The sequence below is a fragment of the Silvimonas soli genome (genome assembly GCF_030035605.1).
Lineage (GTDB): Bacteria > Pseudomonadota > Gammaproteobacteria > Burkholderiales > Chitinibacteraceae > Silvimonas > Silvimonas soli.
Genome location: NZ_CP106736.1, coordinates 4,290,142 through 4,314,136, shown reverse-complemented (window position 1 = coordinate 4,314,136; position 23,995 = coordinate 4,290,142). Strand labels below are relative to the sequence as shown.

The window sequence follows — 23,995 nt, the reverse complement described above, 5'->3', positions numbered from 1 at the left end:
CCGTACCAGCTTGGTCAGCTCGCCTTTTGGGTAAACAACTCGTCCAGATGGCAAACTGCCGTGCCCAGTTTACCGACCACAATGCCTGCAGCCAGATTCGACCATTGCATTGCTTGCGGCAAATCCAGGCCAGCGGCCAGCATCAAGCCCATGGTGCCGATCACGGTATCGCCCGCACCCGACACGTCAAACACCTCGCGAGCCACTGTTGGCATGTGCGCCACACCCTGCTTGCGGAACAGCGTCATGCCCTCTTCGCTACGGGTAACCAGCAATGCGTCCAGATCCAGTTGCTCGCGCATGGATTGCGCTTTGGCCACCAAGTCCGCTTCATCACGCCATTCACCGGCCACTTGACGAAACTCCGAGCGATTCGGCGTAATCAGCGTGGCACCGCGGTAGCGCGAATAGTCCTCACCTTTCGGATCAATCAGTACTGGCTTGCCCGCCACACGAGCCGCAGCAATCATGTCGAATACATGGTGCAAGCCGCCCTTGCCGTAGTCGGACAAGATAACCACGTCGGTGTCTGGCAGCATGCGGCAGAAATCATCCAGCTTGGTCGCCAGGATTTCGTGGCTGGGCGCCTCTTCGAAATCGATTCGCAGCAATTGCTGCTGGCGTGCCAATACCCGCAACTTCACGGTAGTGGCAATATCCGGATCACGATAAAGCGACGTCGCCACGCCCTCTTCCTGCATCAGACGTTCAAGTGTATCGCCCGCTTCGTCCTGTCCGACCACACCGAGCAACGTTGCCTTACCGCCCAGCGCGGCGATATTGCGCGCCACGTTAGCTGCACCACCGGCTCGCTCCTCAGTCTTGCGGATGTGCGCCACTGGCACCGGCGCTTCCGGCGAAATACGTTTGACGTCACCGAACCAGTAGCGGTCCAGCATGACGTCACCCACAACCAGCACGCGAGCACGGCTCATCGCCTCGCGCAGCGCGCTTTGGGATGTCTCAGAGGCGGCCGATGGCGTCATATTCAAATCCGTGTTCACGTACGACAGAAGGTTCAAACAGATTACGGCCATCAAATACGATTGGCTGCTTCAGGCGCGCCTTGATGGCGTTGAAATCCGGCACCTGGAATTCTTTCCATTCAGTGACGATCAGCAGCGCATCGGCGTTGTCCAGTACATCCATGAAGGTCTTGCCATAGACGATGGAATCGCCCAGCGTATGCTTTGCTTCGTTCATGGCCACAGGGTCGAAGGCACTGACCGTGGCGCCACGCTTGAGCAAGCCATCAATCACCACCAGGCTCGGTGCTTCACGCATATCGTCGGTCTTGGGCTTGAATGCCAGCCCCCAAACTGCGAAGTGGTGACCCTTCAGGTCTTCGCCAAAGCGTTTGGTGACCTTCTTGACCAACAGACCTTTTTGCTCGTCATTGACCTCTTCCACGGCGGTTAGCACTTTCAGGTCCATGCCGTATTCGTTGGCCGTGCGGCACAATGCCTTCACGTCCTTGGGGAAACACGAGCCGCCGTAGCCAGCACCCGGATACAGAAAGCTGTAACCAATGCGCGGGTCCGAGCCAATGCCTTTGCGCACCAGTTCGATATCGGCTCCCAGCTTTTCCGCCAGATTGGCCAGTTCGTTCATGAACGAAATCCGCGTCGCCAACATGGCATTGGCGGCGTACTTGGTCAGTTCGGCGGAACGGATATCCATCACCAGCATGCGCTCATGATTGCGCTGGAACGGCTGATAAATGGTGCGCATGATACGGATGGCGCGATCATCTTCAGCGCCGACCACAATGCGGTCCGGGCGCATGAAGTCTTCAATCGCAGCGCCTTCCTTGAGGAATTCCGGGTTCGAGGCCACGCTGAATTCCAGCGTCAGACCGCGCTTGGCCAGTTCTTCAGCGATAGCTTCTTTCACCTTGCCCGCAGTACCAACCGGCACGGTCGATTTGTCGACAATCACTTTGTAGTCAGTCATGGCGCGGCCAATATTGCGCGCGGCAGACAGTACGTATTGCAGATCAGCCGAGCCGTCTTCGCCGGGCGGCGTGCCCACGGCGATAAACTGCACGGTGCCGTGCTCGACTGATTCGTTGATATCGGTAGTGAAACGCAGGCGCCCTGCTTCCACATTGCGCGCGACGATATCGTCCAGGCCCGGTTCAAAAATCGGTATACCACCCGAGCGCAGCAGGTCGATCTTGCGTTGGTCCAGATCAAGACACACCACGTCGTTGCCATACTCGGCAAGGCAGGCGCCAGTTACCAAGCCCACATAGCCAGTACCAACCACTGAGATTTTCATGAATCAGGCTTCCTTGATCGATTGATTGATTTGTTGCAGCGTAGCCAAAGGATCTACGCTTTGCGTGATTGGCCGGCCAATCACCAGATAGTCTGAGCCGGCTGCCAGCGCGGCCTGCGGTGTCATCACCCGGCTTTGGTCATCCAGCGCGGCATTGGCCGGGCGAATACCCGGCGTAATCAGCTTGAAATCGGCGCCGCACAAGGTCTTGAGGCGGCCCGCTTCCTGTGCCGAACACACCACGCCATCCAGGCCGCTGGACTGGGTCAACCGGGCAAGCCGCTCGACTTGCAATTCGGGTGAGGGCAGACCGACTTCAGCCAGTTGCCCGGCGTCCATGCTGGTGAGAACAGTGACGGCAATCAAAAGCGGCCTTTGCGGCAAGGCTTCCAGCGCTTCACGCGTGGTTTCCATCATTTTGCGTCCGCCCAGCGCGTGGACGTTCACCATCCACACCCCCAGACGCGCCGCTGCCTTGCAGGCATGCGCTACGGTATTCGGAATATCGTGAAATTTGAGATCCAGGAAGACTTCAAATCCGCGATCAACCAGGCCTTCGACCACCGCCGGACCGGCACTGGTGAACAATTCTTTGCCCACTTTCAGGCGGCATTGCTGCGGCGTTACGCGGTCAGCAAATGCCAGCGCCGAGGCGGCATCGGCGTAATCGAGGGCAACAATGATTTTGGGGTCATGCAACATAGATTCTGCTCTGCTCACAGTAAGCGCGCAGCCCGCCATCGCGGGCCGCGTCAGGGCGGGGTTTATTGCGGATTGCGACTGCGTTGGCCACGCACAGGAGCGAATGTTTCCCACTCCGTGCAGGCCGGACAGTGCCAGAAATACTGCCTTGCCTTAAACCCGCAATGACTACAGTAATACATCGACTGCTCACGTGTAGCCTCGTTCAGCAGTTTGACAATAATTTCCAGGTCGGCCTTCTGATCGTCGGGCGCAACCAGTAAATGCGTTTCAAGCACACGCCGCAAACCCGGCATGGTCGGATGGCTGCGCAAACGCTCGCGCACGAAAGCGTAGGCGTCGTCCATGCCCTTCTGGGTCATGAGTCGCTCGTAAGTCAGATCAAGCACATCCAGATCTGGGTATTGGCTTAACAGCCGCACCATCAGGCGTGTACCTTCTTCGGCGCGATTCATTCCGTCATAGGCAGCCAGCAACGGACGGGCGATCAACGCCAGATAATGCGGATCCTGTGTTTCAATGGCCAGCCAGCATTCGATGGCTATCGTCGCCTCGCCCGCCTGAATGGCCATTTCCCCTTGCAGGGAACGGGCACGCGCGCACTGGCGATTGGCAGTCAATGCCGCTTCAAGTTCGACACGTGCGTCGTCTGGTTGCGAGCGAGCGATCGCTTGCTCCGCCAGTTCGCAGTGAAACTGGGCAATTTCATGCTGATATGTATGGCTGTCATCACGTAATTGCTGGGCGATTTCAATGGCTTTGCGCCATGCCTTTTCCTGCTGATAAACGCCGAGCAATTCGGTACGCGCCTGGCGCGCATAATCGGTGTGTTGCAACTCGGTGAGAATCGCTTCGGCGCGGTCAAACAAACCGGCGGCCATAAAGTCCTGCGCCAATTCAAATTGCGCTTGCTGTCGCTGGGCGACATTCAATTCGGGGCGGGCCAGCAATTTCTGGTGCATGCGAATTGCCCGCTCCAGTTCACCGCGACGGCGAAACAGATGCCCCAGCGTAAATTGCAGTTCTACCGTTTCCACGTGGTGGCGGGCAACTTCTACGTATACCTCAACCGCACGATTGGTTTCGCCATTCAACAGGTAATTGAGCCCTTTGAAATAAGCGGCCGGCAAAGAACGTGTTTCAGATAAAACGTGTTTGATATCAATGCGTGCAGCCAGCCAGCCCAAAGCAAAAAAGGCTGGAAACGCAATCAACCACCAATATTGGGAATCTACCATTGGAATTAACCTGGCCAGTTCAAGCCGGCATTATCGTTATTCTGAGGATTGGAACAAGCGCTGTCAGAATGCATCGCGCGGTGGTTCAACAGCCACGGCTTCGGCAGTCGCCACCGGCGCGGCTGCCCGGACACGCAATTCTTTGCGCAAAGAAACCAGCTCGCGCCGCATACGCACGACACGCGTGAATGAAGCGAGCAAACCCAATGCCACGCCGACCACAAAGAACACCAGCAAAATCATGGAAAGCGGGGCGGTCCATTCATAGCCCGCAAAGAAACGCAGTGATGTTGACGCACCATTGCGCATGGCGAATCCCAACAACACAACAAACACAATCAGTTTGAGGAGCCCGTAGACATAACGCATCGTTATTCCATGCAGATTGGATTATGCCGATATTGTAGCCGATTCACGGCAACCAGCCATGTCAGGTTTTCCCGTGCATTAGTAACAATGCTGTATCGATGAGCCGCTCACTGTTACTCATTAAACCGTTACGGGCGGCCATATCAGCCAAAGCTGTTAAAAACGGTTTCGCTTGCACATAAAAAAACGGCCCGCGAAGGGGCCGTTTTTGTGTGCTGTCGGATGACAACAGGGATATCACAGGAGCTCGTCTACGCGCTCGCGCAATTCCTTGCCTGCTTTGAAATGTGGCACAAATTTTTCCGGAACTTCGACTCGAGAGCCTGATTTCGGATTGCGCCCCACTCGCGGCGGGCGATAGTTGAGGTCAAAGCTGCCAAAGCCACGGATCTCGATGCGCTGACCTTGAGCCAGGCTCTTGCCCATCGCATCGAGAATGGTCTTGACGGCCAACTCAGCATCTTTTGTCACCAGTTGCGGGTAGCGGGAGGTGAGTTTCGATATGAGTTCGGACTTCGTCATGCTGCCTCGTTCCCTTATTCGTTGGAGCCGGACAGCTTGGCCTTCAGCAATGCGCCGAGGTTGGTTGTACCAGCAGTGCTGCTGTCAGCAGTCGTGGACAGGCGAGTCATTGCATCTTTCTCATCGCCCATATCCTTGGCTTTGATCGACAGGTTGATCGAACGGTTCTTGCGATCAACGTTGATGATCATGGCTTCGACAGCATCGCCTTCCTTCAGTACGGAACGAATGTCTTCCACGCGGTCACGGGAAACTTCGGTCGAACGCAGGTAGCCTTCAACTTCTTCGGTCAGAGCAATCACGGCACCCTTGGCATCCAGGGACTTCACAGTACCCTTGACGATGGCGCCCTTGTCGCTAGTGCCCACGTAGTTGTTGAACGGATCACCTTCCAGTTGCTTGATGCCCAGGGAGATGCGTTCTTTGTCCACGTCGATCGACAGAACCAGTGCTTCAACTTCGTCACCCTTCTTGAAGTTGCGAACGGCTTCTTCGCCAGTCACATTCCAGGACAGGTCGGACAGGTGAACCAGGCCATCGATGCCACCTGGCAGACCAACGAAAACGCCGAAGTCAGTAATCGACTTGATCGCGCCCTTCAGCTTGTCACCCTTCTTGAAGTTTTCTGCAAACTCATCCCAAGGATTAGCCATGCATTGCTTCATGCCCAGGCTGATACGACGCTTTTCTTCGTCGATATCAAGGATCATGACTTCAACTTCGTCGCCCAGAGCAACAACCTTGGACGGATGAACGTTCTTGTTGGTCCAATCCATTTCAGACACGTGCACCAGACCTTCGATGCCTTGTTCGATTTCAACGAACGCGCCATAGTCGGTCAGGTTGGTAACCTTGCCGAACAGACGGGTGCCTTGCGGGTAACGACGTGACAGACCCACCCATGGATCTTCGCCCAGTTGCTTCAGACCCAGCGAAACGCGGTTCTTCTCTTGATCGAACTTCAGGACCTTGGCTTCAACTTCATCGCCAACTGCCAGAACTTCGGACGGGTGCTTCACACGACGCCATGCCAGGTCGGTGATGTGCAGCAGACCGTCGATGCCGCCCAGGTCAACGAACGCACCGTAGTCGGTGATGTTCTTGACGATACCCTTGACCACTGCGCCTTCACGCAGGGTTTCGAGCAGCTTCTGACGCTCTTCGCCCAGGGATTCTTCCAGCACGGCGCGACGCGAAACAACAACGTTGTTGCGCTTGCGATCGAGCTTGATCACCTTGAATTCGATTTGCTTGCCTTCGAACGGAGTGGTGTCTTTCACCGGACGGATGTCGACCAGCGAACCCGGCAGGAAAGCACGCAGACCGTTGACCATCACAGTCAGACCGCCCTTGACCTTGCCAGAGATCACGCCTGTCATGACCAGGCCCTTCTCCAGAGTGTCTTCCAGCTCGATCCACGCAGCCAGACGCTTGGCCTTTTCGCGGGAGAGCTTGGTTTCACCGTAGCCGTTTTCCAGGCTGTCGATAGCGACGGGAACAAAGTCACCAACCTTGACTTCGACTTCGCCGTTATCGTTCTTGAATTCTTCCAGCGGAATCAGGGATTCCGACTTCAGACCGGCATTCACGGTCACGAAGTTATTATCGATGCCGACGACTTCGGCGGTAATCACTTCACCAGCGCGCATTTCCTGGCGTGTGAGGCTTTCCTCGAAAAGCGCAGCAAAGCTTTCCATGGAGTCGTTAAAAGTTGCAGTAGTCATGAAATGAAAGGTTCCAGCATCTCCGGACTGACGCCCAGAGGGGGGTTCGTTAAACCAGGCCAACAGTGCTTTGCGCGCCGCCAGCCACCAGTTTTCCGCTTGCGCGGGATGCCGGACGAAATGATATGGTCATACCATCCAATCCGGGAAACTAGAGATTCTAGAGAAATCTCTCAACTTGTTCAAGTGTTTAGCGATGATTTGCCGCTTGCCACCATGTTAAAACTTGCGCAACCGCCTCTTCTACACCCAGATCGGACGTTTCCAGCAAGTGGGCATCGGGCAATTGCATGAGTGGCGCGACGGTTCTGGCGCGATCACGGGCGTCGCGTGCTTCCAGATCGGCGGTAATGGCTTCCAGATCAGCCGTTTCACCGCGCGCGATCAATTGTTTGTAGCGGCGTTCGGCCCGAACATGCGCACTGGCGGTGAGAAAAACCTTGAGCGCAGCCTGCGGAAATACCACCGAGCCCATATCGCGGCCATCAGCCACCAGGCCGGGTACTTGAGCAAAGGCGCGCTGACGCTCCAGCAAGGCGGCCCGCACCTGGGCAAACGCTGCCACTTTGGACGCGCCCACGCCAATTGCCTCGGTGCGGATCGCCGTGCTCACATCAATGTCGTTCAACAGGATGTGCTCACCCACGAAGCGCACATCCAGCGTTTGCGCCACATTAGCCACTGCATTTTCGTCATCCCACGCCGCGCCGGCCCGGCCTGCTGCCAAGGCAGCCAACCGGTACAGCGCGCCCGAATCCAGATAATGAAACCCCAGCGCAGTAGCCACCCGCTGCGCCACGGTACCTTTACCGGACGCAGACGGGCCATCAATTGCAATAACAGGTACCAACAAACTATGCATTACTTGCCTGCCAGGATGCTTTCGATACGTGCGAGTTCATCAGCACTGAATTCCAGATTGTCGACCGCACCCAGATTTTCATGGATTTGCTCGACACGGCTGGCACCAATGATCACAGTGGTAACCTGACGCAGTGCCCATGCCAGCGACATTTGCGCCAGCGTCTGACCGCGTGCCACTGCCAGATCATTCAGCAGCTTGACCTGCGCCAGGCGAGCATCAACCTTGTCTGCAGTCAGGAAAGGGTTACCCGTATCGGCAGCGCGCGAATCCTTGGGTACGCCGTTCAGATAGCGGCTGGTCAGCAGACCTTGTGCCAGCGGGCAGAAGGCGATGGAACCAATGCCCTCTTCATCCAGTACCTTGGTCAAACCGTTTTCGATCCAGCGATCAAACATCGAGAACGATGGCTGATGAATCAGGCACGGTGTACCCAGTTCTTTGAGGATGCGCGATGCTTCACGAGTCTGGTCAGCCGAGTACGAAGAGATACCGACGTACAGCGCCTTGCCTTGACGCACGATGGCATCCAGCGCGCCCATGGTTTCTTCCAGCGGTGTATCTGGATCAGGACGATGCGAGTAGAAAATATCCACATAGTCCAGGCCCATGCGCTGCAGGCTTTGGTCCAGACTGGCCATCAGGTACTTACGACTACCGAAGTCACCATAGGGGCCGGGCCACATTTCCCAACCCGCCTTGGTCGAAATGATCAGCTCATCGCGATACGCCTTCAGATCAGTAGTCAGCACGCGGCCAAAGGTCGACTCTGCGGAACCGGGAGGTGGGCCGTAGTTGTTGGCCAGGTCAAAGTGTGTGATGCCGGCATCAAACGACTCCAGCACCATTTGGCGCGAGGTTTCGTAGGGCTTGTTGTCGCCAAAGTTATGCCACAACCCGAGTGCCACTGCTGGCAACTTCAGACCGCTTTTGCCGCAACGGCGATAAGGCATGCGGTCATAACGGGTTTTGCTTGCAAAATAAGTCATCGTTCTTGTCCTGTTATTTTTGTTGGTCCATACATCAAGCCCCAACGAGAACCGCCCGCAAGGAGCAGGCGGCTTTTAGTTTAAAGCACCCAAAAAACTTATTTATTACGCTGGCCCCAAGCGACGCGCGCCTGGCTTGCGGTCGAAAAATATTCGGCCATTCCGGCCTCATCGCCCGCCTCTACCAGCGCAATCACCTGCTGTAATTGTGTGGCACACGAACGCAGATCACCGAGGATTGCGCTGCGGTTAGCCAATGCAATATCGCGCCACATATCCGGATGTGAACCGGCGATGCGGGTGAAATCGCGAAAACCAGTAGCGGCAAAATCAAGGCAGGATTGGGCATCGGTCTTGGCCAGAACCGCGTTCATATAGGCAAAGGCCAGCAGATGCGGTACGTGGCTGACCGCAGAAAAAATGCCGTCGTGTTGCTCAGGGGTCATGGTATACACCCGTGCCCCGCATTGCTGCCATAAGGTTTCTACCTGCTGCAGGGCATTTTGGGCAGTCTCGGCAAAAGGTGTGAGCACCACACGGCGGCCTTCAAACAATCCGTACTGGGCAGCCGCCGCGCCGGAAAGGTCAGAACCGGCAATTGGATGGCCGGGCACGCAATGGTGCAAATGCCCGGGCAGAAAGGCACGAAACAGGCCGGCGACATCCTGTTTGGTCGAACCACCATCCGTCACAATGCAATCATCTGCCAGATGCGGAGCGATGGCTTGCATCAGGGCACCCATCTGGCCTACTGGCGTTCCCAGCAACACCAGATCGGCACCCTGCACAGCAGTAGCGGCATCGTGCGAGGCTTCATCGATGACATTCAGTTCCAGGGCACGGGTCAGGTTGGCCGAATTACGACCGACGCCAACCACCCGCTCAACCAGGCGTGCGCGCTTGAGCGCGAGGGCAAACGAGCCACCAATCAAACCCGTTCCCAGCAATACCAGCTTGCGCACGCCACTCATTCAAATTGCCCTTGGTTTTTAACGATATTGATGCCGACCCACCGGCAACGGTTTATTGCTCGACCAGCGTGGTCAACACACTGACCAGACTGCGCTTGATGGAAGACCCATCTGCGGGTGGATTGTCCACTTTGGTTTCTTTGATCCGCAAGGTGTAAAGCGTACCCGGCTGGTAGTTGAAACCGTCGATCCCGCCATACAGCATGGTCCACGGTTGATCGGCCGATTCACGCACCTGCAGGCAGTCCATTTTGCCCGCGCCCGCCGAGCAAGTCCGCGTTTCTGGCGCGATCTGGATTACACGTTCATCGTTGGCAGCCGCCGCTTGCGTTACCGGTTTTGCGGCGGGAGCGCCTTTGCGAGCAAATACCAGGCGGTCGTCATTGGCGGTCATGAATACCAGATGGCCTTGCTGATCCAGCTGGTACTGGTTGCTGGTATCGAGCAACTTCAAGACGTCACTCTCTTTAACGCCAACCTCTGGCTGCACACACGCCATTCGCGTGCCTGCCAACGGACCAATCTTCAAACCATTCAGTGTCTGGATTTGTCCCATGAAACGGTTGCATCCCGAAAACCCGCTTACATGATTACCATCAATCTTGAGTGTCACCGGCTGCTGTGACTTTTCCTGCTGAAGCTGACCGGCAACCCGCCATGACTCAAGCTGATAATCCCCGTCCAGCAACGAGCGAGCCTGGGCGCCAATACTGGCAGCGCCGAGCAGTGCGGCAAGTACGGTGGCTTGAAGAATGCGCATGGAGTTTGCTCCTGTTTTCATTAAAGTGAGCTAATGCGACCACCATAACGGGCATCGGTTTTATACCAATCGCGGGAATTTTACCCGTATATGCCAAATCGGTAATCCAAATCACTCTTGTGCCACCCCATTGCAGCCAAGTCTGCCTCTTACAGACTTCTGCCCACCGCTTGTGCAATCGCTCCCAGCGTCTTCATCAATTTCTTCAACTCTTCCGGTGTCAGCGCCTGATCGGCATCGCACCACGCTTCACATGGATTGGGGTGCATTTCGATCAGCAAGCCGTCAGCGCCTGCCGCTACAGCGGCTTGAGCCAGTGCCGGTACCATCCACGCTTTGCCACCGGCATGGCTTGGGTCAACAATCACTGGCAGATGCGTTTCGCGTTTCAGAACCGGAATCGCCGTCACATCCAGCACATTGCGATAGGCCGTTTCAAAGGTACGAATGCCACGCTCGCAAAAAATAATATTGTGATTGCCACCGGCCGCAATGTATTCGGCCGACATTAGCCATTCTGAAATGGTGGCCGACAAACCGCGTTTCAGAATAATCGGCTTGTTGACGCGCCCCACTTCTTTCAGCAAATCAAAATTCTGCATATTGCGCGCACCGATCTGGATGACGTCGACGTCGTATTCCATAAAGGTGTCGAGCATGCGCACATCCATCAGCTCGGTAACGATGGGGAAATTATGCTTGCGCGCAGCGTGCTGAAAGTACTCCAGCCCTTGTACGCCCAAGCCCTGAAAAGCATACGGGCTAGTGCGTGGTTTGAACGCGCCGCCGCGCATCATGCGGCAACCGGCATCGGCTACACCTTGCGCAGCCAGTTCCATTTGTTCTTCGGTTTCTACCGAGCATGGCCCGCCAATGACCTGAATCTGCTCGCCCCCGATGGGAATCCCGCGCACGCGGATGATTGATCCGTCCGGATGCGTATCACGCGAAACGATTTTGTAGGGTTTGGTAATGCGATTTACCCGCGCTACACCGGGCAGTATTTCCAGATGCGCCGCATCCAGTTTGTCTTCATCGCCAATGGCGCCAATGATGGTCAATTCCGCGCCGCGCGAAAGATGTTCACGCAAACCGGCTTTATGGATTTCACCGACCACACCATTGATTTGGGCTTCAGTTGCGCCCGTCTGCATTACGATAATCATAAATTTTTCCGTATTCCGGCACGCCGGATGCCATAGTGCAAGTGAATCTCAAATAGACCGTAATTGTAAAACGGCAATTGCCTTTGCTGCGCGTAACAAATCCGGAATTCGTCCGACCAATGCTGTGGAAACGCGTACTTGCCCACTAACCCGACAAGGCTGAAAACCCAGTATGGATCTCGTCTCACACCTGCTCAACAGTCTTTTTGTGATGGCTTCGCTGGTTGAAGCGCGCGACCCATACACGGGCGGCCATCTCTGGCGCGTTTCACAGTTGTCGTATCTGATGGCGCAGGACATGGAATTACCCGCAGAATCTGTCTCCCAGATCACGCTGGGCGGGTTTTTGCATGATCTTGGCAAGATTGGCGTCCCGGATGCCATCTTGCACAAGGCTGGCCCGCTTACAGACGAAGAATACACGGTGATTCGTACTCATCCGGAGATAGGCGCCAAATTGCTGGGCAACCATCCGCTCGCCTTTCTGGCCATGGACGCCGTGTCGCTGCATCACGAAACGCCCGATGGCAAAGGTTATCCACACGGGTTGATCGCGGCGGATATTCCGCTTGCCGCAAAAATTGTCGGCATCGCCGATGCATTTGACGCCATGACCTCCACCCGCCCTTACCGGCAAGGCATGCCCATTGCCAAGGCGCTGGATATCATCGCGGAAAAGCTCGGCACGCAATTCGATGCCGAATTGGGAGAGCGATTTATCCGCATGGGTAAAACCGGGGTATTTGATGAGGTGGTCGGCCATTCCGAGCCTGGGGTGCGACTGCAGGCGTGTCCAAGTTGCGGGCCGATTATCGCCATCCCGAGGAAGACTCGCAGCGGCGCAGTGATTGCCTGCCCGGCCTGTCGTAGCCGCCTCAAGGTGTTTGGCAATCATGAAGACTGGCTACTGACTCCGCTGAACGAGAAAGAAACCGCACCGCCATTGCAGCTTGATCCAGACCTGGTCCGCGCCATGGCGGTGACGATCCGCAATGGCTTGGGCGAATCAGTTGCCGTTGCCACCTGAGCGGCCTTCAGAGGCGATCAAGCGCTGCGAAACTGTTCTGTTGCCACGCGCAGGTAATAGAACATGGACAAGATGGTCAGTAGGCCAGCGATATACAGCGCCAATGTACCCACCCACTGGGTAGAGATGCCGGGAATGAAATTGCTTTGCCATAACAGCAGCAAAATCGCGACCATTTGCGCCGTAGTTTTGAGCTTGCCGATATAAGCCACAGCCACACTTTTGGACTTGCCCAGTTGGGCCATCCATTCACGCAAGGCAGAAATGGTGATTTCGCGACCGATAATGATCACGGCCAGCCAGGACGGCGCGCGGGTGAGTTCTACTAGCAAAATCAGTGCGGCGGCGACCATTAACTTGTCAGCAACCGGGTCCAGAAATGCGCCGAACGAGGATGTCTGATTCCAGCGTCGGGCCAGAAACCCATCAAACCAGTCCGTCAATGCCGCCACGGCAAAGATGGTGGCACCTGTCATGTTTTTCATCGGCAGCGAGATCACCGAATCGGGCAAATAGAACAAGCCAACAAAAACCGGAATTGCTGCTACGCGTAGCCACGTCAGAAAAATCGGCAGGTTAAATGGCATCGCAAAGTTAGCCAGGTCGCATAAAAGTGAGCATTCTAACAGGTGCGCGCAGTATCTGGATAAAGCCTAAGCCTTCAACTTACGCGAATCGTTGAAACAACGTCCTTTTCAGGACATGCTAACCAACCAGTTCAACCTCGCAAGGCCGAATATATTTTCTCCGCCAGATCGCGATTAATGCCTTCGACCTGGATCAGGTCATCCACGCTGGCACCCTTCACGCCTTGCAATCCGCCAAAGCGGGCCAGCAGTTTTTGCCGCCGTTTGGGGCCGATGCCTTCGATTTCTTCCAGACTGGACGCCACGCGGGCTTTGGCACGGCGGGCACGGTGGCCGGTAATGGCGAAGCGGTGCGATTCGTCGCGGATTTGCTGCACCAGATGCAAGCCGGGGTGATCTCGCGGCAATTGCACGGCTTCGTGGGTGGTGGCGAAGATCAGTTGTTCCAGCCCAGCCTTGCGCGTTTCACCCTTGGCCACGCCAATCAAGATCGGTTGCGCCAGCCCGACTTCAGCCATGACTTGTTCGGCCATGGCCAACTGGCCTTTGCCGCCATCAATCAGGATCAGATCGGGCACTTTGCCCTCGCCGCCCGCGATCTTCTCGTAGCGCCGCGTCAGCACCTGGCGCATGGCGGCGTAGTCATCGCCGGGCGTGATCCCGGAAATGTTGTAGCGGCGATACTGGCTGGTCTGGATATCGCCATCATCAAACACCACGCAAGAAGCTACCGTGGCCTCGCCCATGGTGTGCGAGATATCAAAACACTCAATGCGTGCTGTTTCTTCAGGCAAATCCAAAGCCTCGATCAAGGCCTGCAAACGACCGGCCTGGCTGGCAGAATGGCTCGCACGCTGCAAAATCGCCAGTTCGGCGTTCTTGCGTGCCATCTCCAGCCACACACGGCGTTCGCCATTGGGATTGCTGTTGATGATGACTTTGCGACTGGCCTGATCGCTCAATAACTGGACCAGCACTTCAACATTGGTCGGTGGCGGCGTGCAGATCACCACGCCGGGCACGTTGCGATCCAGATAATGTTGCGCCAGGAACGCCTCCAGCGCCTCGGCCGCGTCGTAATCGTTGGCGTTGCTGGGGAACAGGTTTTTGTCGCCCACGTGCCGCCCACCGCGCACCATCGCCAGGTTCAGGCAAACCGTGCCGTCCTTGACCACCGCCGCAATGATATCGGCATCGAGTTCACTGGTATTGCTGGAAACAAACTGCTTTTCCTGGATTTTTGCCAGCGCCTGCACCTGATCACGAATCGCCGCCGCTTCCTCAAAGCGCCAGGCTTCCGAGGCTGCAGCCATGCGGCTTTCCAGTTCCACTAGCAGCTCATTGCCCTGCCCGTTCAGGAACAGCATCGCGTTATGCACGTCGCGACGGTAATCCTCAGGCGAAATGGCGTTCACGCACGGTGCGGAACAGCGTTTGATTTGATGCAACAAACATGGCCGCGAGCGATTGGCGTAAACGCTGTCTTCACAGGTGCGCAGCTTGAACACCTTCTGCAGCAGCTGGATGCTTTCTTTGACCACAAAACCGTTTGGAAATGGCCCGAAGTACTGGTTGCGTTTATCCAGCGTGCCGCGGTAGTAAGCTAGCCGTGGCGATTTGTGGCCGGTCACCACCAGATAGGGATAACTTTTATCGTCCCGAAACAGAATGTTGTAACGCGGCCCCAGCGCCTTGATCAGGTTGTTTTCCAGCACCAGCGCTTCGGCTTCGGAACGCACCACGGTGGTTTCGATCCGGTCTACTTGCGACAGCATCAAGCGGATGCGCGGGCTGTGATCGTTTTTCTGAAAATACGACCCGACCCGCCGTTTCAGACTGATGGCTTTGCCGACGTACAGCACGGTGCCATCTTGCGACAGCATGCGATAAACGCCCGGCAGATGCGGCAGCGCTTTGACAAACGCGTTCAGGCGCTCGGCGCGCGCTTGCGGGTCTTCCTGGACTGGGGCTTGTTCGGACATACCAACCATATTGATTTAAGCAAGCGCCAATTCTAGCAATTGGCCAGGATCAGGGCTAAGCCTATCTTTGGGCGCGGTAGCTTATTACGCAGGACTGCCGCCTGTCTTGCCCGATTTGTTTCAGATCATGAATACATGGCGTTGCCCGTGTTGGCCGACCATGATTGAGATACAAATCCAGCCTTCTCAGGCTCATTTAATGACGCCAATCGAAATCAAGAACAAGACCAATATGACACAACGTGATGGCTTTACTTCTACCTTCGGCGTGCTGGTGGCCACTTTGGGCTCCGCAGTCGGGCTGGGCAATATCTGGAAATTCCCTTATCTGACCGGTACCAATGGTGGAGCCGGATTTTTGCTGGTTTATCTATTAGCCACGTTGTTGCTGGGTTTGCCGGTCATGATTGGCGAAACCATGCTCGGACGCGCAACCCGGGCCAACGCCGTGAGCATCTTTGAAAAACTGCGCCCTGCCCAGCCATTCTGGAAGATTATCGGCTATACGGGCATGCTGGCCGCCATGCTCATCCTGGGGTTTTACACCGAGGTCGCAGGCTGGGTGTTTGCGTATATCTTCAAAGCCCTTTCGGGCAGCTTGTTGCATGGCGATGCCAGCGCAGCCCAAGCGCAATTCAAAGCCACCATCGCCAATCCGCTTTCTGCCCTGGCCTGGCAATGGGCGGTGTTACTGCTGACCGGCGGCATCATCATGCTGGGCGTTTCCAAAGGGATTGAGGCCGTCGCCAAGCGCTTGATGCCAGTGCTGTTCTTGCTGCTGGTAGTGTTGTGCATTCGCAGCCTGACGTTATCTGGCGCCGGGGCGGGATTGAAATTTCTGTTTGCACCAGATTTTTCCAAGGTATCTGCCGGGGTTATTCTCACTGCGGTGGGACTGGCCTTTTTCAAACTGTCGATCGGCATGGGCACCATGCTCACCTATGGCAGCTATTTTCGCGATGACCAGAACATTCCAGTCACCGCTGGCCGCGTCATGCTGGCCGATTTAAGCATCTCTTTGCTGGCGGGTATTGCCATCTTTCCTGCCGTCTTCACCTTTCATTTCGCGCCCACGGACGGCCCGGCACTGGTCTTCCTGACCATCCCCGCAGTATTTGCCAGCATGCCTGGCGGGCAAATCTTCATGGTGCTGTTTTTCGTGCTGACCGCACTGGCGTCAATAGGCGCAATTCTGTCGCTACTGGAAGTGCCCGTTGCGGCGCTAACTGAGCGACTGCATTGGTCTCGCCGCAAAGCCACAGCCCTGACCGTGTTGTTGATCGCCATATTGGGGGCGCCAGCGGCACTCTCTAATGGCGCGGCAGCCCACTGGACGATATTCGGCCTGACCTTCTTTGATTTCTACGACTTTGTCAGTTCCAACCTGCTATTGCCGGTCGGTGGCTTGCTGTTGTGTGTCTTTGTGGGCTGGATCATTGGCCGGGACTGGGTGCAAAGCCAGTTGAGCAATCGCGGCCTGCTAGCCAATCAAGCGGTAGTAACGGGCGTGTTCATGCTGCTGCGCTACGTGTCGCCAGTGCTGATTGTGATTGTGTTGTTACGCGGCTTGAAGGTGTTCTGACAAAGACACAAATACGCTCAGACGAGCGCATCCGGCTGTTGCTCATCGCTGGCATCAGCAGGGGCTGGGGGTAGCGACAACTGCGGCGGAGCGATATCACTCCCCTGCTCAACCAGATAGACAAAGGCCAGCAATTCAGCGACGGCCCGATACAACGGCGCCGGAATATGTGCGTCCAGATCCAGCTGCATCAGCAGCGAGACCAATTCAGGTGATTGGTGGACAAACACACCGGCTTCACGCGCTTTTTCAATAATGGCCTGCGCCACCAGTCCCTTGCCGCTGGCAACTACCCGTGGTGTAGAACCCTCGGTATAAGCCAGAGCAACGGCGCGCTGACGGGCATCGGGCTTACTCGCCATCCGTGGCCTCCGCACTTGCGGCCGAGAAACTGACCGCGGTCAATGCCAGTCCGGCGCCTTCAAATTGCGTCCCGAGCGCCGATTGTGCCGATTGCAGTTGTTGCACCGTCTCCGGCGCGGCCTTGAATGACAGATTGAACTGACCTTGCGACAGCACGGCATTAATGGATATCTGGCCCAGCCGTGGCAACTGCAGGTTCAAGGTGGTTCGCCATTGCCGGTCTTCGGGGTCGGCATAAGCCTGGTTCTGATTGTGATCATCCCCCTGAACCGACCATTGCATGGGCTGACCTGGCCATGCCAAGCCATGCCACATGATGGCCTGCCTGTCGATGGCATCCAGTTGCCGTTGCACCAGTCCCGCCAATACCGCTTGCTGATCCTGCCCACTGGCCAGACGGCTGATACTGGCTGAAGTGACATCCACTGCGACGGAAGCCACTTGCTTGAGCATGGCTGCGTCTTGCGGGCTGGCTTCTTTGGCGGGCAGAACGGCGGGATTGGTCGTATCTGGTTTGGCATCCGCAACACTGGCTGAAGTGGACGTCAGTTGCAGTTTGGCTTGGGGCTCTTGCTGCAAGGACTGCAAGCTGCGCTGGCCGTCCACCCATTGCGCTTGATGCGACTCGTAGAACAAGCCCGACTGACCGAGCGTTTGCGCCAGTTTGGTGGCCAAGTCAGCGGTGTTGGGCGTGCCTTCAAACAAGGGAGCGGCCGCAGCGGCATTTTGCGCTCCACTCGTCGCCGCCTTGCCATTATTGCTAAGCAAATCGGACAAATAGCGAGCGCCGCCGGAGAACTCGGTTTGTACGCCTGGATGAAAATCCGGCGACTCGGAGTTTGCCAAGGCAAAAGTCAGCGTAGGTCGGTTGGCGACAACGGTCAAATCCAGCTTCTCACCCGCGGTCGCGCCTGTCGGCAAGTTCAAATCCAGCAACTGGTTGTTTACTTGTACGGCAAAGCGACCATTGCCCAAAGCCCCGACCACAGTGGCGGATACCTGCTCGCCAGCCGTGAACAAGGCGCTGATGTCGGGCTGGCCATCAGGCGGATTCGTGGTGTTGTTGAGATAAAGCGCCTGCAGCGTGAGGATGGCATTGCCGGGCAACATGGATCAGCGCAATCCTTCCGCGCGATACAAAGCAACGATCAAGTCAGCTTCGCCGCGGGAGATACCGCACTCCTGCGCGACCACGGCAGAGTCGGCACCAGTGCGCGCCATACGGATGGCGTGGGCATATGGGGTTTCGGTAGAAGATGGCGGACTTGCGATATCGGCATCGCCATGATGCTCAATTGCCCAGACTTGTTGCATGCTGTTTGCTGCCAACCGCACTTTCAGCAACTCCAGTTCCTGGCGCAATGCGGACATCTCTGCCGTCATTGCTTCAACGCGGTGCTGGGTCTGGCGAGAAACGTGATGCGGAGAATTTGCTTTGCGCAGGAACAGCAATAGCTCCGCCACATAAAACACCAGCAGCGCGAGTCCTGCATAAAGCAATTGTGGCCAGGTAATCAGGATTCCGTTCACGTGCCGCCTCGGTGACAGTTGAAACTTCAGCGACGTCCGGTTCAGGTTCCGTATACGCGCCGCATTTTTTCCCCGTTTTTCAGCTCACGGATCGAGCCGATCAACTCCAGACGTCGTGCTTCTGCCAATGGCAAAACAGCATCGATCTGGCCTTGGGCTGAACGCATTACCTCAGCCAGCTCACCGCGCTGGCGCTCAGGTATGGCGCTCCAGTTAATATCGCCTAGATTACTGCTCAATTGAGTAAAGCGCGCGGCATTCAGCAAAAACGCCTCCCAATTTTCTTGCCCGGCGCTAGATGCCATCTCCCGACAGCAGCTTTCCATCTCACCATAGACCGCTTGCATATCAGGCGCGACCATAACTGAGCGCATCACGATTGGCGGCGGTGGCAGCAGCATCGGCCTGAACCGGCGGCGCGACTGGCGCAACCGTGCGGCTATTGGCTTCGATGGTATCCCAAGCCGATTTAAGGTCGGTCAACAATTTGGCAACATGATCAAGCATGTCGACCCGGTTTTCCAGATTGGCCTGCAGCAACTGCTCTGTCATATGTTGATAAAGCGCATCCAGATTCTGCCCCAGTTCTCCACCCTTTTCCACATCAAGCGACTGACGCAGGCCTTCATCAATGATCGCGATGGCCTTGCTGATTGATAGGCCCTTGTCTGCGATGTGGCCTTCTTGCATGTGGTACTTGGCCAAAAGGACTGCCTTGATCGCGCCCTCATACAACATCACCACCAGTTTAAGGGGACTTGAAGAGCTGACGGCGGCATCGACGCTGATCTGACCATAGGATTGAAGCGCTTTCTTTGCGGCATAACTCATGCCATTTCTCCGGTTTGGTACTCACTGCTATCTCACCGACATGCGGCTTGTATTACCTGGTCAATCAGCTACTGATCTTGGGCAGGTTGGCAAGTTGCGTGGTGAGGTAACTACTGGTGTTCTTGAGCGCGCCCACCGTGGTATCCATGGCGGTGAACTGCTGCACGTAGTTCTGTTGCACCTGCGTCAGGCGCGTCTGCATTTCAGTTTCCTGGGCCTGCAGCCGTGTGATGCTGGCGTTGATACTGCTGGTCACCGAGTTGAACAAGCCGTTGTCAGTAGATTTGGTCGACAGGATATTGGTGATGGTCTGATTCAGGTTATAGGCGAAGCCCTGGCTTACCGTCACCGAACCCATATCACCATTCGACCCAGCGGCCAGACTCAAAATCAAACCCGCGGCCGGACCGGTGCCGACCAGAACATTACCCGTTGCAGTGGCAGGATTCCCGCCGATGGTCGCGACAGCGTCAGTACCCGCGGCCAGGGAGGTCGATGTCAGGAAGGCGGGATCAGTCGCACCACCCCCACTCACCGCGTTGATCTGGATTTGCGAAGTCGAACCGTAAGAGGCGGAACTGAATGTTAGTGCGCCATTGGCAAAGCCCACATTGGCCGAAACACCAGAAGCTTTCAGGCTGGAATCAGCATTAATGGCCGTCTGCAGTGCGGCGGCAAGATCCGCGCCATTGTTGAATACCGTGCCGTCAGTGAGCTTGATCGTTCCCGACTGAACCTTGTCGACATTGATGCTGAAGTTGTCATTATCCGGGCCGATCGTCAGCGGGAAACTGCCAGAGGTGAAAGCACCGGAAGTCACGCTGCCCTGCGTGGCCGGTGAGGTCACGTTGATGGCATAAGTGCCTGCTTTAGTCAGCGAGCTACTGGTCGTCACGACCGTGACGCCGCCCGGTTTGGTCACCGAGGTACCCGCTGCAAACAGATTGCTCACCGCGCCTGGATTCGCCTGGGCCGCGTTAGTGAGAGTGTCCTGATTCAGCGTCATTTTGCCGTTCATGTCAAAACTAATACCGACGTCATACATCGACTGATATTGGTTGCTGCCACCCAGTGTCTGGTTGAATACGCCGCGCATCATGGTCTTGATCGAATTCAGCGAATACTGTCCGTTGAGAATGCCAGCGGTTTGCGTCGTCGTGTCGTACCCGGTAAGGCTGGAGAGCTGTGACATGAACGTGTTATAGCCATCGACCATGGCTTGTACATTTTTGACCAGCGCTGAAGGGTCGGTGCCGATGGTCAGCGTGGTCGCGGTAGTGTTGGTGGCGGTCAGATTCAGCGTCACGCCCTGCAGCACATCGTTGACCGAATTGGTCGGTTTGGAGATGGTGATCCCATCCAGCTGGAACTGGGCATCTTGCGCCGCCTGCGTCACCGACGTCGTGTTGGTGGTGGATGCTGGATCGAAGGCAAAGTTATTCAAGCTGGTGTCGGTACCTGCCGGCGTGGTGGAGATTTTCATCCCGTTCACGGCACCGCTGGTATTGGACGCCAACACCAACCGGAAACCCGAGCCATCATTAATGATGCTGGCTGTGGCCCCGCCTTTGGCCGCGTTAATCGCATCCCGCAGGCCAAACAGATTATTGTTGGTTGAATCGATATTGACTGTGATGCTTTGCGCCGTCGCATTGGCCGAAAAACCGCCAGTTGAGCTATAAGAGCCAAAGCTGATGGTCATCGAGCCCGTGCCGACCGGATTGTTGGCACTGCTCACCGATGCCGATGCAATTACCTGGTTCTGAGCCAGTTGCGACACCAACAGCGAATGCGAACCTTGCTGTGCCTGATTAGTCGCAGTGGCAGTACCCACTGACGTGTTGGCCAGCTTGGCCGTAGCCAATTGCAATTTGGTTGGATCAGATAGCGCCTGAACCGTCGCCTGAAAATCCGAAAGGCCACTTTGTAACGTACCCAACGCGCTCAACTGAGCGTCGTAACTGGCTTCTTTTGTCTGCAGCGCAATCAGCGGTTGCTGCTCAATTTGCATCAACTGCGAGATGATCCCGCTGACGTCGATCCCGGAGCCAACCCCCATTGAGGTAATCGTGCCCAACCCGCTGGTACTGGATAAGCCGGTGCTCGTCGTCGGCGTTGGAGTGGGCGTCGGGGTTGGAGTCGGTGTAGGGGTGGGAGTGATGCTCGAGGTCATTTGGGGAAAGCTCCTGGCGTGCGTACCTCATCATACCAGTCAAAAATGCCAACTGGCTTTACAAGAATAGAATCCGGTCGCACACAATCAATCGGACAGAACGGCCTGCGGCAAGCTCGCCGCATATACATCATGTTTATCGGCCGTTCAGGCTTTATCTTTAATCAGCAAGCCTTCAAATTGTCCAATCGCCTTGGCCAGCGCGATAGCCTGCTCGCTAGGGATCTGCCGAATTACATCTTTGGTCTGCGTATCAATGACCTTTACGATTTGCGTCTGGCTGTCCTGATCCACCGAAAACTGCAAGGAGCTGCCGTTGGAATAGGTTTTGACCGTGTCGTTGAGCTTGGTCAGCGCATCGTTGAGCGTGGCGGCATCTTTGGTGGCGTTGCCCGAAGCATTCTGTCCGGACTGAATAGCACCACCCTGTTGCGCCGGCGCGGTCTGGGCGGTTTGACCGCCACTGCCAGTCTGACTGGTCGCTGGGGAAAGCGCCGTGATGGATTGAGTCAACTGCACTTGCATGAGCATCTCCTTGGACGGAAAAACGCCCCGGCATGGAAAAATCCGGCCGGGGCATCATGCTACCAGGTTAACTGGCCGCTCTGTTCCTGCTTACTTCAGCAGGCTCAGAATGCTTTGCGGCAACTGGTTAGCTTGCGACAACATCGCGGTGCCGGCTTGTTGCAGAATCTGCGACTGAGTCAGGTTGGCAGTTTCAGACGCGAAGTCGGTATCCTGAATCCGGCTCTTGGCGGCCGAAAGATTGGTCACCGTGGTCGACAGATTCGAGATGGTTGAAGAGAAGCGGTTTTGCAAAGCACCCAGTTGAGCGCGTTGGCTGTCGATGTACGATTGTGCACCGTCGGCAATCCGCAGGGCCTGCGTTGCGCCATCCAATGTCGAAACATCCAGGCTTTGCACGGTCTTCAGCGAAGAAGTCATGGTAGAACCCGAAGACAGACCGTAGGAAGCAGCGCCTGTCGAACTCTGACCAGTAATCACGCCGCTGGCAAAACCTGCGCCACTGGTAGTGATGGAGTACGAATTGGACGAGTTGAGCACGATCTGACCACCAAAGGTGAAGCTACCCGAACCAGAGGAGCTCACCAGAGACGAACCGGAAGTGTACTGCGCCGAACCGGCCGAGTTGGTCGTATCGTAGTTGTACTGGGTCACCGCGCCACCAAAGCCACTGGCAACACCGCTGGCCGAAGTGATCTGGATATTCGCACCGGAGTTATTGGTCAGCTTGATACCGTAAGTAACGGCACCGCTAGCGTTGGTAAAGGTGGCCAGTTGAGCTACAACGCCGGTTTGCGACTGTGCGTTGTTGAACGAAGTTACAGCCTGGTTGTAGTCCGAAGCAGTCGGAGCCTGACCTGAAACAGAGGAGGTCACGCTGAACGATACACCCGCGTAGGTGTTGTTGTTCGATGCAATAGCCAGCGAGTACGAACCCGAACCGAAACTCAGATCAACTTCAGTATTGGCAGTCGCGGTTACACCAGTGTTAGCAGCGTTGATCTTCGAAGCAACGTCGCTGGCTTGGTCAGTACCCGAAACAGCGATGGACTTGCCATTGATCGACATGGTGCCGGAGCTAGTTACCACAGCACCGGTCACAGCCACAGTGGCAGTACCGCCTACGGCCCCTTGAGTGGTGCCACTAACTTCGTTGGTATAAGCCAGTTGACCGGTACCATTACCGCCACCCATCTGGAACGTGCCGTACTGATTGGTACGGAAGTTACCCATGGTTGCAGTGATGGTCTGGTTGGCGTTGGCGCCTACCTGGTAGGTTGCAGCGGTAAAGCTGCCATCAAACAGATTCTGGCCGTTGAACTGGGTGGTTTGCGCTGTGCGGTCCAGTTCGGAAACCAGTTGGTTAACCTGGGCATTCAGAGCCTGGCGGTCGGACGAAGAGTTCGTCGCATTGCCGGATTGAACAGCCAGTTGGCGAATGGATTGCATCATATCGCCCATCTGACCCAGAGCACCTTCCGCAGTTTGCGACAGCGAAACGCCGTCGTTAGCATTGCGGGATGCCTGGTTCATGCCATTGACTTGCGACGTCATACGGTCGGAGATGGCCAGACCGGCTGCGTCATCCTTGGCGCTATTAATGCGCAGGCCGGACGACAGACGTGCCAGTGAGGTATTCAGCGAATCTTGCGACTTGCTCAGGTTTTGCTGAGCCATCAGTGACGCGACGTTTGTGTTGAGAACCAAAGACATTTGGTAGCTCCTCGTTAAGGGTTATGCGTTTAACATTCAGACGCAACACCGCGTCCTTGGACTGTTTATCGGAGATAGCCGAATAAACTTTAGGAAAAT

The 23,995-nt window shown here is 56.1% G+C and carries 24 protein-coding genes; 2 read left to right on the top strand and 22 right to left on the bottom strand.

The window, feature by feature from the left end:
• Nucleotides 1-14: 14 nt before the first annotated feature.
• The 12 genes from rfaE1 to aroF form a co-directional block, all read right to left on the bottom strand.
• Nucleotides 15-986 carry a D-glycero-beta-D-manno-heptose-7-phosphate kinase gene (gene rfaE1, locus N7220_RS19785; protein WP_283149255.1) on the bottom strand — a complete coding sequence of 324 codons (972 nt, stop codon included), beginning with the start codon at nucleotides 984-986 and terminating at the stop codon, nucleotides 15-17.
• The gene (locus N7220_RS19780; RefSeq protein WP_283149254.1) at nucleotides 964-2,280 is read right to left on the bottom strand and encodes a UDP-glucose dehydrogenase family protein; all 1,317 of its coding nucleotides are present in this window, start codon (nucleotides 2,278-2,280) and stop codon (nucleotides 964-966) included. Before N7220_RS19780 ends, rfaE1 begins: the two co-directional genes overlap by 23 nt.
• Before the next feature lie 3 nt (nucleotides 2,281-2,283).
• On the bottom strand, nucleotides 2,284-2,982 hold the full coding sequence (pyrF, locus tag N7220_RS19775) for an orotidine-5'-phosphate decarboxylase (protein WP_283149253.1): 699 nt from the start codon (nucleotides 2,980-2,982) through the stop codon (nucleotides 2,284-2,286).
• 62 nt (nucleotides 2,983-3,044) lie between these two features.
• The gene (lapB, locus tag N7220_RS19770; protein WP_283149252.1) at nucleotides 3,045-4,220 is read right to left on the bottom strand and encodes a lipopolysaccharide assembly protein LapB; all 1,176 of its coding nucleotides are present in this window, start codon (nucleotides 4,218-4,220) and stop codon (nucleotides 3,045-3,047) included.
• A 63-nt stretch (nucleotides 4,221-4,283) separates the two neighbouring features.
• Nucleotides 4,284-4,589 carry a LapA family protein gene (locus N7220_RS19765; protein ID WP_283149251.1) on the bottom strand — a complete coding sequence of 102 codons (306 nt, stop codon included), beginning with the start codon at nucleotides 4,587-4,589 and terminating at the stop codon, nucleotides 4,284-4,286.
• Nucleotides 4,590-4,826: 237 nt separating this feature from the next.
• Nucleotides 4,827-5,111: an integration host factor subunit beta gene (locus N7220_RS19760; RefSeq protein ID WP_283149250.1), complete on the bottom strand. Its 285-nt coding sequence runs from the start codon at nucleotides 5,109-5,111 to the stop codon at nucleotides 4,827-4,829.
• 14 nt (nucleotides 5,112-5,125) lie between these two features.
• Nucleotides 5,126-6,808 (bottom strand): 30S ribosomal protein S1, encoded by a 1,683-nt coding sequence (rpsA, locus tag N7220_RS19755; RefSeq protein ID WP_283151455.1) that lies wholly within the window; start codon nucleotides 6,806-6,808, stop codon nucleotides 5,126-5,128.
• A gap of 217 nt (nucleotides 6,809-7,025) precedes the next feature.
• Complete coding sequence (gene cmk, locus N7220_RS19750) at nucleotides 7,026-7,697, bottom strand: (d)CMP kinase (RefSeq protein WP_283149249.1); 672 nt, start codon at nucleotides 7,695-7,697, stop codon at nucleotides 7,026-7,028.
• Nucleotides 7,697-8,686, bottom strand: coding sequence for an L-glyceraldehyde 3-phosphate reductase (gene mgrA, locus N7220_RS19745; RefSeq protein ID WP_283149248.1), 990 nt, complete (start codon nucleotides 8,684-8,686; stop codon nucleotides 7,697-7,699). Before mgrA ends, cmk begins: the two co-directional genes overlap by 1 nt.
• A 98-nt stretch (nucleotides 8,687-8,784) precedes the next feature.
• Nucleotides 8,785-9,657: a prephenate dehydrogenase gene (locus N7220_RS19740; protein ID WP_283149247.1), complete on the bottom strand. Its 873-nt coding sequence runs from the start codon at nucleotides 9,655-9,657 to the stop codon at nucleotides 8,785-8,787.
• A 52-nt stretch (nucleotides 9,658-9,709) separates the two neighbouring features.
• Nucleotides 9,710-10,417: an META and DUF4377 domain-containing protein gene (locus tag N7220_RS19735; protein ID WP_283149246.1), complete on the bottom strand. Its 708-nt coding sequence runs from the start codon at nucleotides 10,415-10,417 to the stop codon at nucleotides 9,710-9,712.
• 149 nt (nucleotides 10,418-10,566) lie between these two features.
• Nucleotides 10,567-11,583: a 3-deoxy-7-phosphoheptulonate synthase gene (gene aroF / locus N7220_RS19730; RefSeq protein ID WP_283149245.1), complete on the bottom strand. Its 1,017-nt coding sequence runs from the start codon at nucleotides 11,581-11,583 to the stop codon at nucleotides 10,567-10,569.
• Nucleotides 11,584-11,755: 172 nt separating this feature from the next.
• Between aroF and N7220_RS19725 the strand changes: the two genes are divergently transcribed.
• Nucleotides 11,756-12,610 carry an HD-GYP domain-containing protein gene (locus N7220_RS19725; protein WP_283149244.1) on the top strand — a complete coding sequence of 285 codons (855 nt, stop codon included), beginning with the start codon at nucleotides 11,756-11,758 and terminating at the stop codon, nucleotides 12,608-12,610.
• Between the two features lie 17 nt (nucleotides 12,611-12,627).
• Here N7220_RS19725 and pgsA read toward each other — a convergent pair whose 3' ends face one another.
• Both pgsA and uvrC read right to left on the bottom strand, forming a co-directional pair.
• Nucleotides 12,628-13,197, bottom strand: a complete 570-nt coding sequence (pgsA, locus tag N7220_RS19720) for a CDP-diacylglycerol--glycerol-3-phosphate 3-phosphatidyltransferase (RefSeq protein ID WP_283149243.1) — start codon at nucleotides 13,195-13,197, stop codon at nucleotides 12,628-12,630.
• Nucleotides 13,198-13,328: 131 nt separating this feature from the next.
• Nucleotides 13,329-15,179: an excinuclease ABC subunit UvrC gene (gene uvrC, locus N7220_RS19715; RefSeq protein ID WP_283149242.1), complete on the bottom strand. Its 1,851-nt coding sequence runs from the start codon at nucleotides 15,177-15,179 to the stop codon at nucleotides 13,329-13,331.
• Nucleotides 15,180-15,378: 199 nt separating this feature from the next.
• Between uvrC and N7220_RS19710 the strand changes: the two genes are divergently transcribed.
• Nucleotides 15,379-16,761, top strand: a complete 1,383-nt coding sequence (locus N7220_RS19710; RefSeq protein ID WP_283149241.1) for a sodium-dependent transporter — start codon at nucleotides 15,379-15,381, stop codon at nucleotides 16,759-16,761.
• Nucleotides 16,762-16,778: 17 nt separating this feature from the next.
• On the opposite strand, the gene N7220_RS19705 is transcribed toward N7220_RS19710, so the two are convergent.
• The 8 genes from N7220_RS19705 to N7220_RS19670 form a co-directional block, all read right to left on the bottom strand.
• Nucleotides 16,779-17,123 (bottom strand): EscU/YscU/HrcU family type III secretion system export apparatus switch protein, encoded by a 345-nt coding sequence (locus N7220_RS19705; RefSeq protein ID WP_283149240.1) that lies wholly within the window; start codon nucleotides 17,121-17,123, stop codon nucleotides 16,779-16,781.
• A complete protein-coding gene (gene fliK / locus N7220_RS19700) occupies nucleotides 17,113-18,234 on the bottom strand; it encodes a flagellar hook-length control protein FliK (RefSeq protein WP_283149239.1) in 1,122 nt (373 codons plus the stop codon). The genes N7220_RS19705 and fliK overlap by 11 nt, the downstream gene beginning before the upstream one ends.
• 3 nt (nucleotides 18,235-18,237) lie before the next feature.
• Entirely contained in the window at nucleotides 18,238-18,654 is a 417-nt protein-coding gene (locus tag N7220_RS19695) for a DUF2802 domain-containing protein (protein ID WP_283149238.1), read from the bottom strand.
• A gap of 41 nt (nucleotides 18,655-18,695) precedes the next feature.
• Nucleotides 18,696-19,055 (bottom strand): hypothetical protein, encoded by a 360-nt coding sequence (locus N7220_RS19690; protein WP_283149237.1) that lies wholly within the window; start codon nucleotides 19,053-19,055, stop codon nucleotides 18,696-18,698.
• Complete coding sequence (gene fliS, locus N7220_RS19685; RefSeq protein ID WP_283149236.1) at nucleotides 19,003-19,485, bottom strand: flagellar export chaperone FliS; 483 nt, start codon at nucleotides 19,483-19,485, stop codon at nucleotides 19,003-19,005. The genes N7220_RS19690 and fliS overlap by 53 nt, the downstream gene beginning before the upstream one ends.
• Before the next feature lie 64 nt (nucleotides 19,486-19,549).
• Entirely contained in the window at nucleotides 19,550-21,658 is a 2,109-nt protein-coding gene (gene fliD / locus N7220_RS19680; protein WP_283149235.1) for a flagellar filament capping protein FliD, read from the bottom strand.
• 147 nt (nucleotides 21,659-21,805) lie between these two features.
• Nucleotides 21,806-22,183 carry a flagellar protein FlaG gene (locus N7220_RS19675; protein ID WP_283149234.1) on the bottom strand — a complete coding sequence of 126 codons (378 nt, stop codon included), beginning with the start codon at nucleotides 22,181-22,183 and terminating at the stop codon, nucleotides 21,806-21,808.
• A 90-nt stretch (nucleotides 22,184-22,273) separates the two neighbouring features.
• Nucleotides 22,274-23,896 (bottom strand): flagellin N-terminal helical domain-containing protein, encoded by a 1,623-nt coding sequence (locus N7220_RS19670; protein WP_283149233.1) that lies wholly within the window; start codon nucleotides 23,894-23,896, stop codon nucleotides 22,274-22,276.
• Nucleotides 23,897-23,995 lie beyond the last annotated feature (99 nt).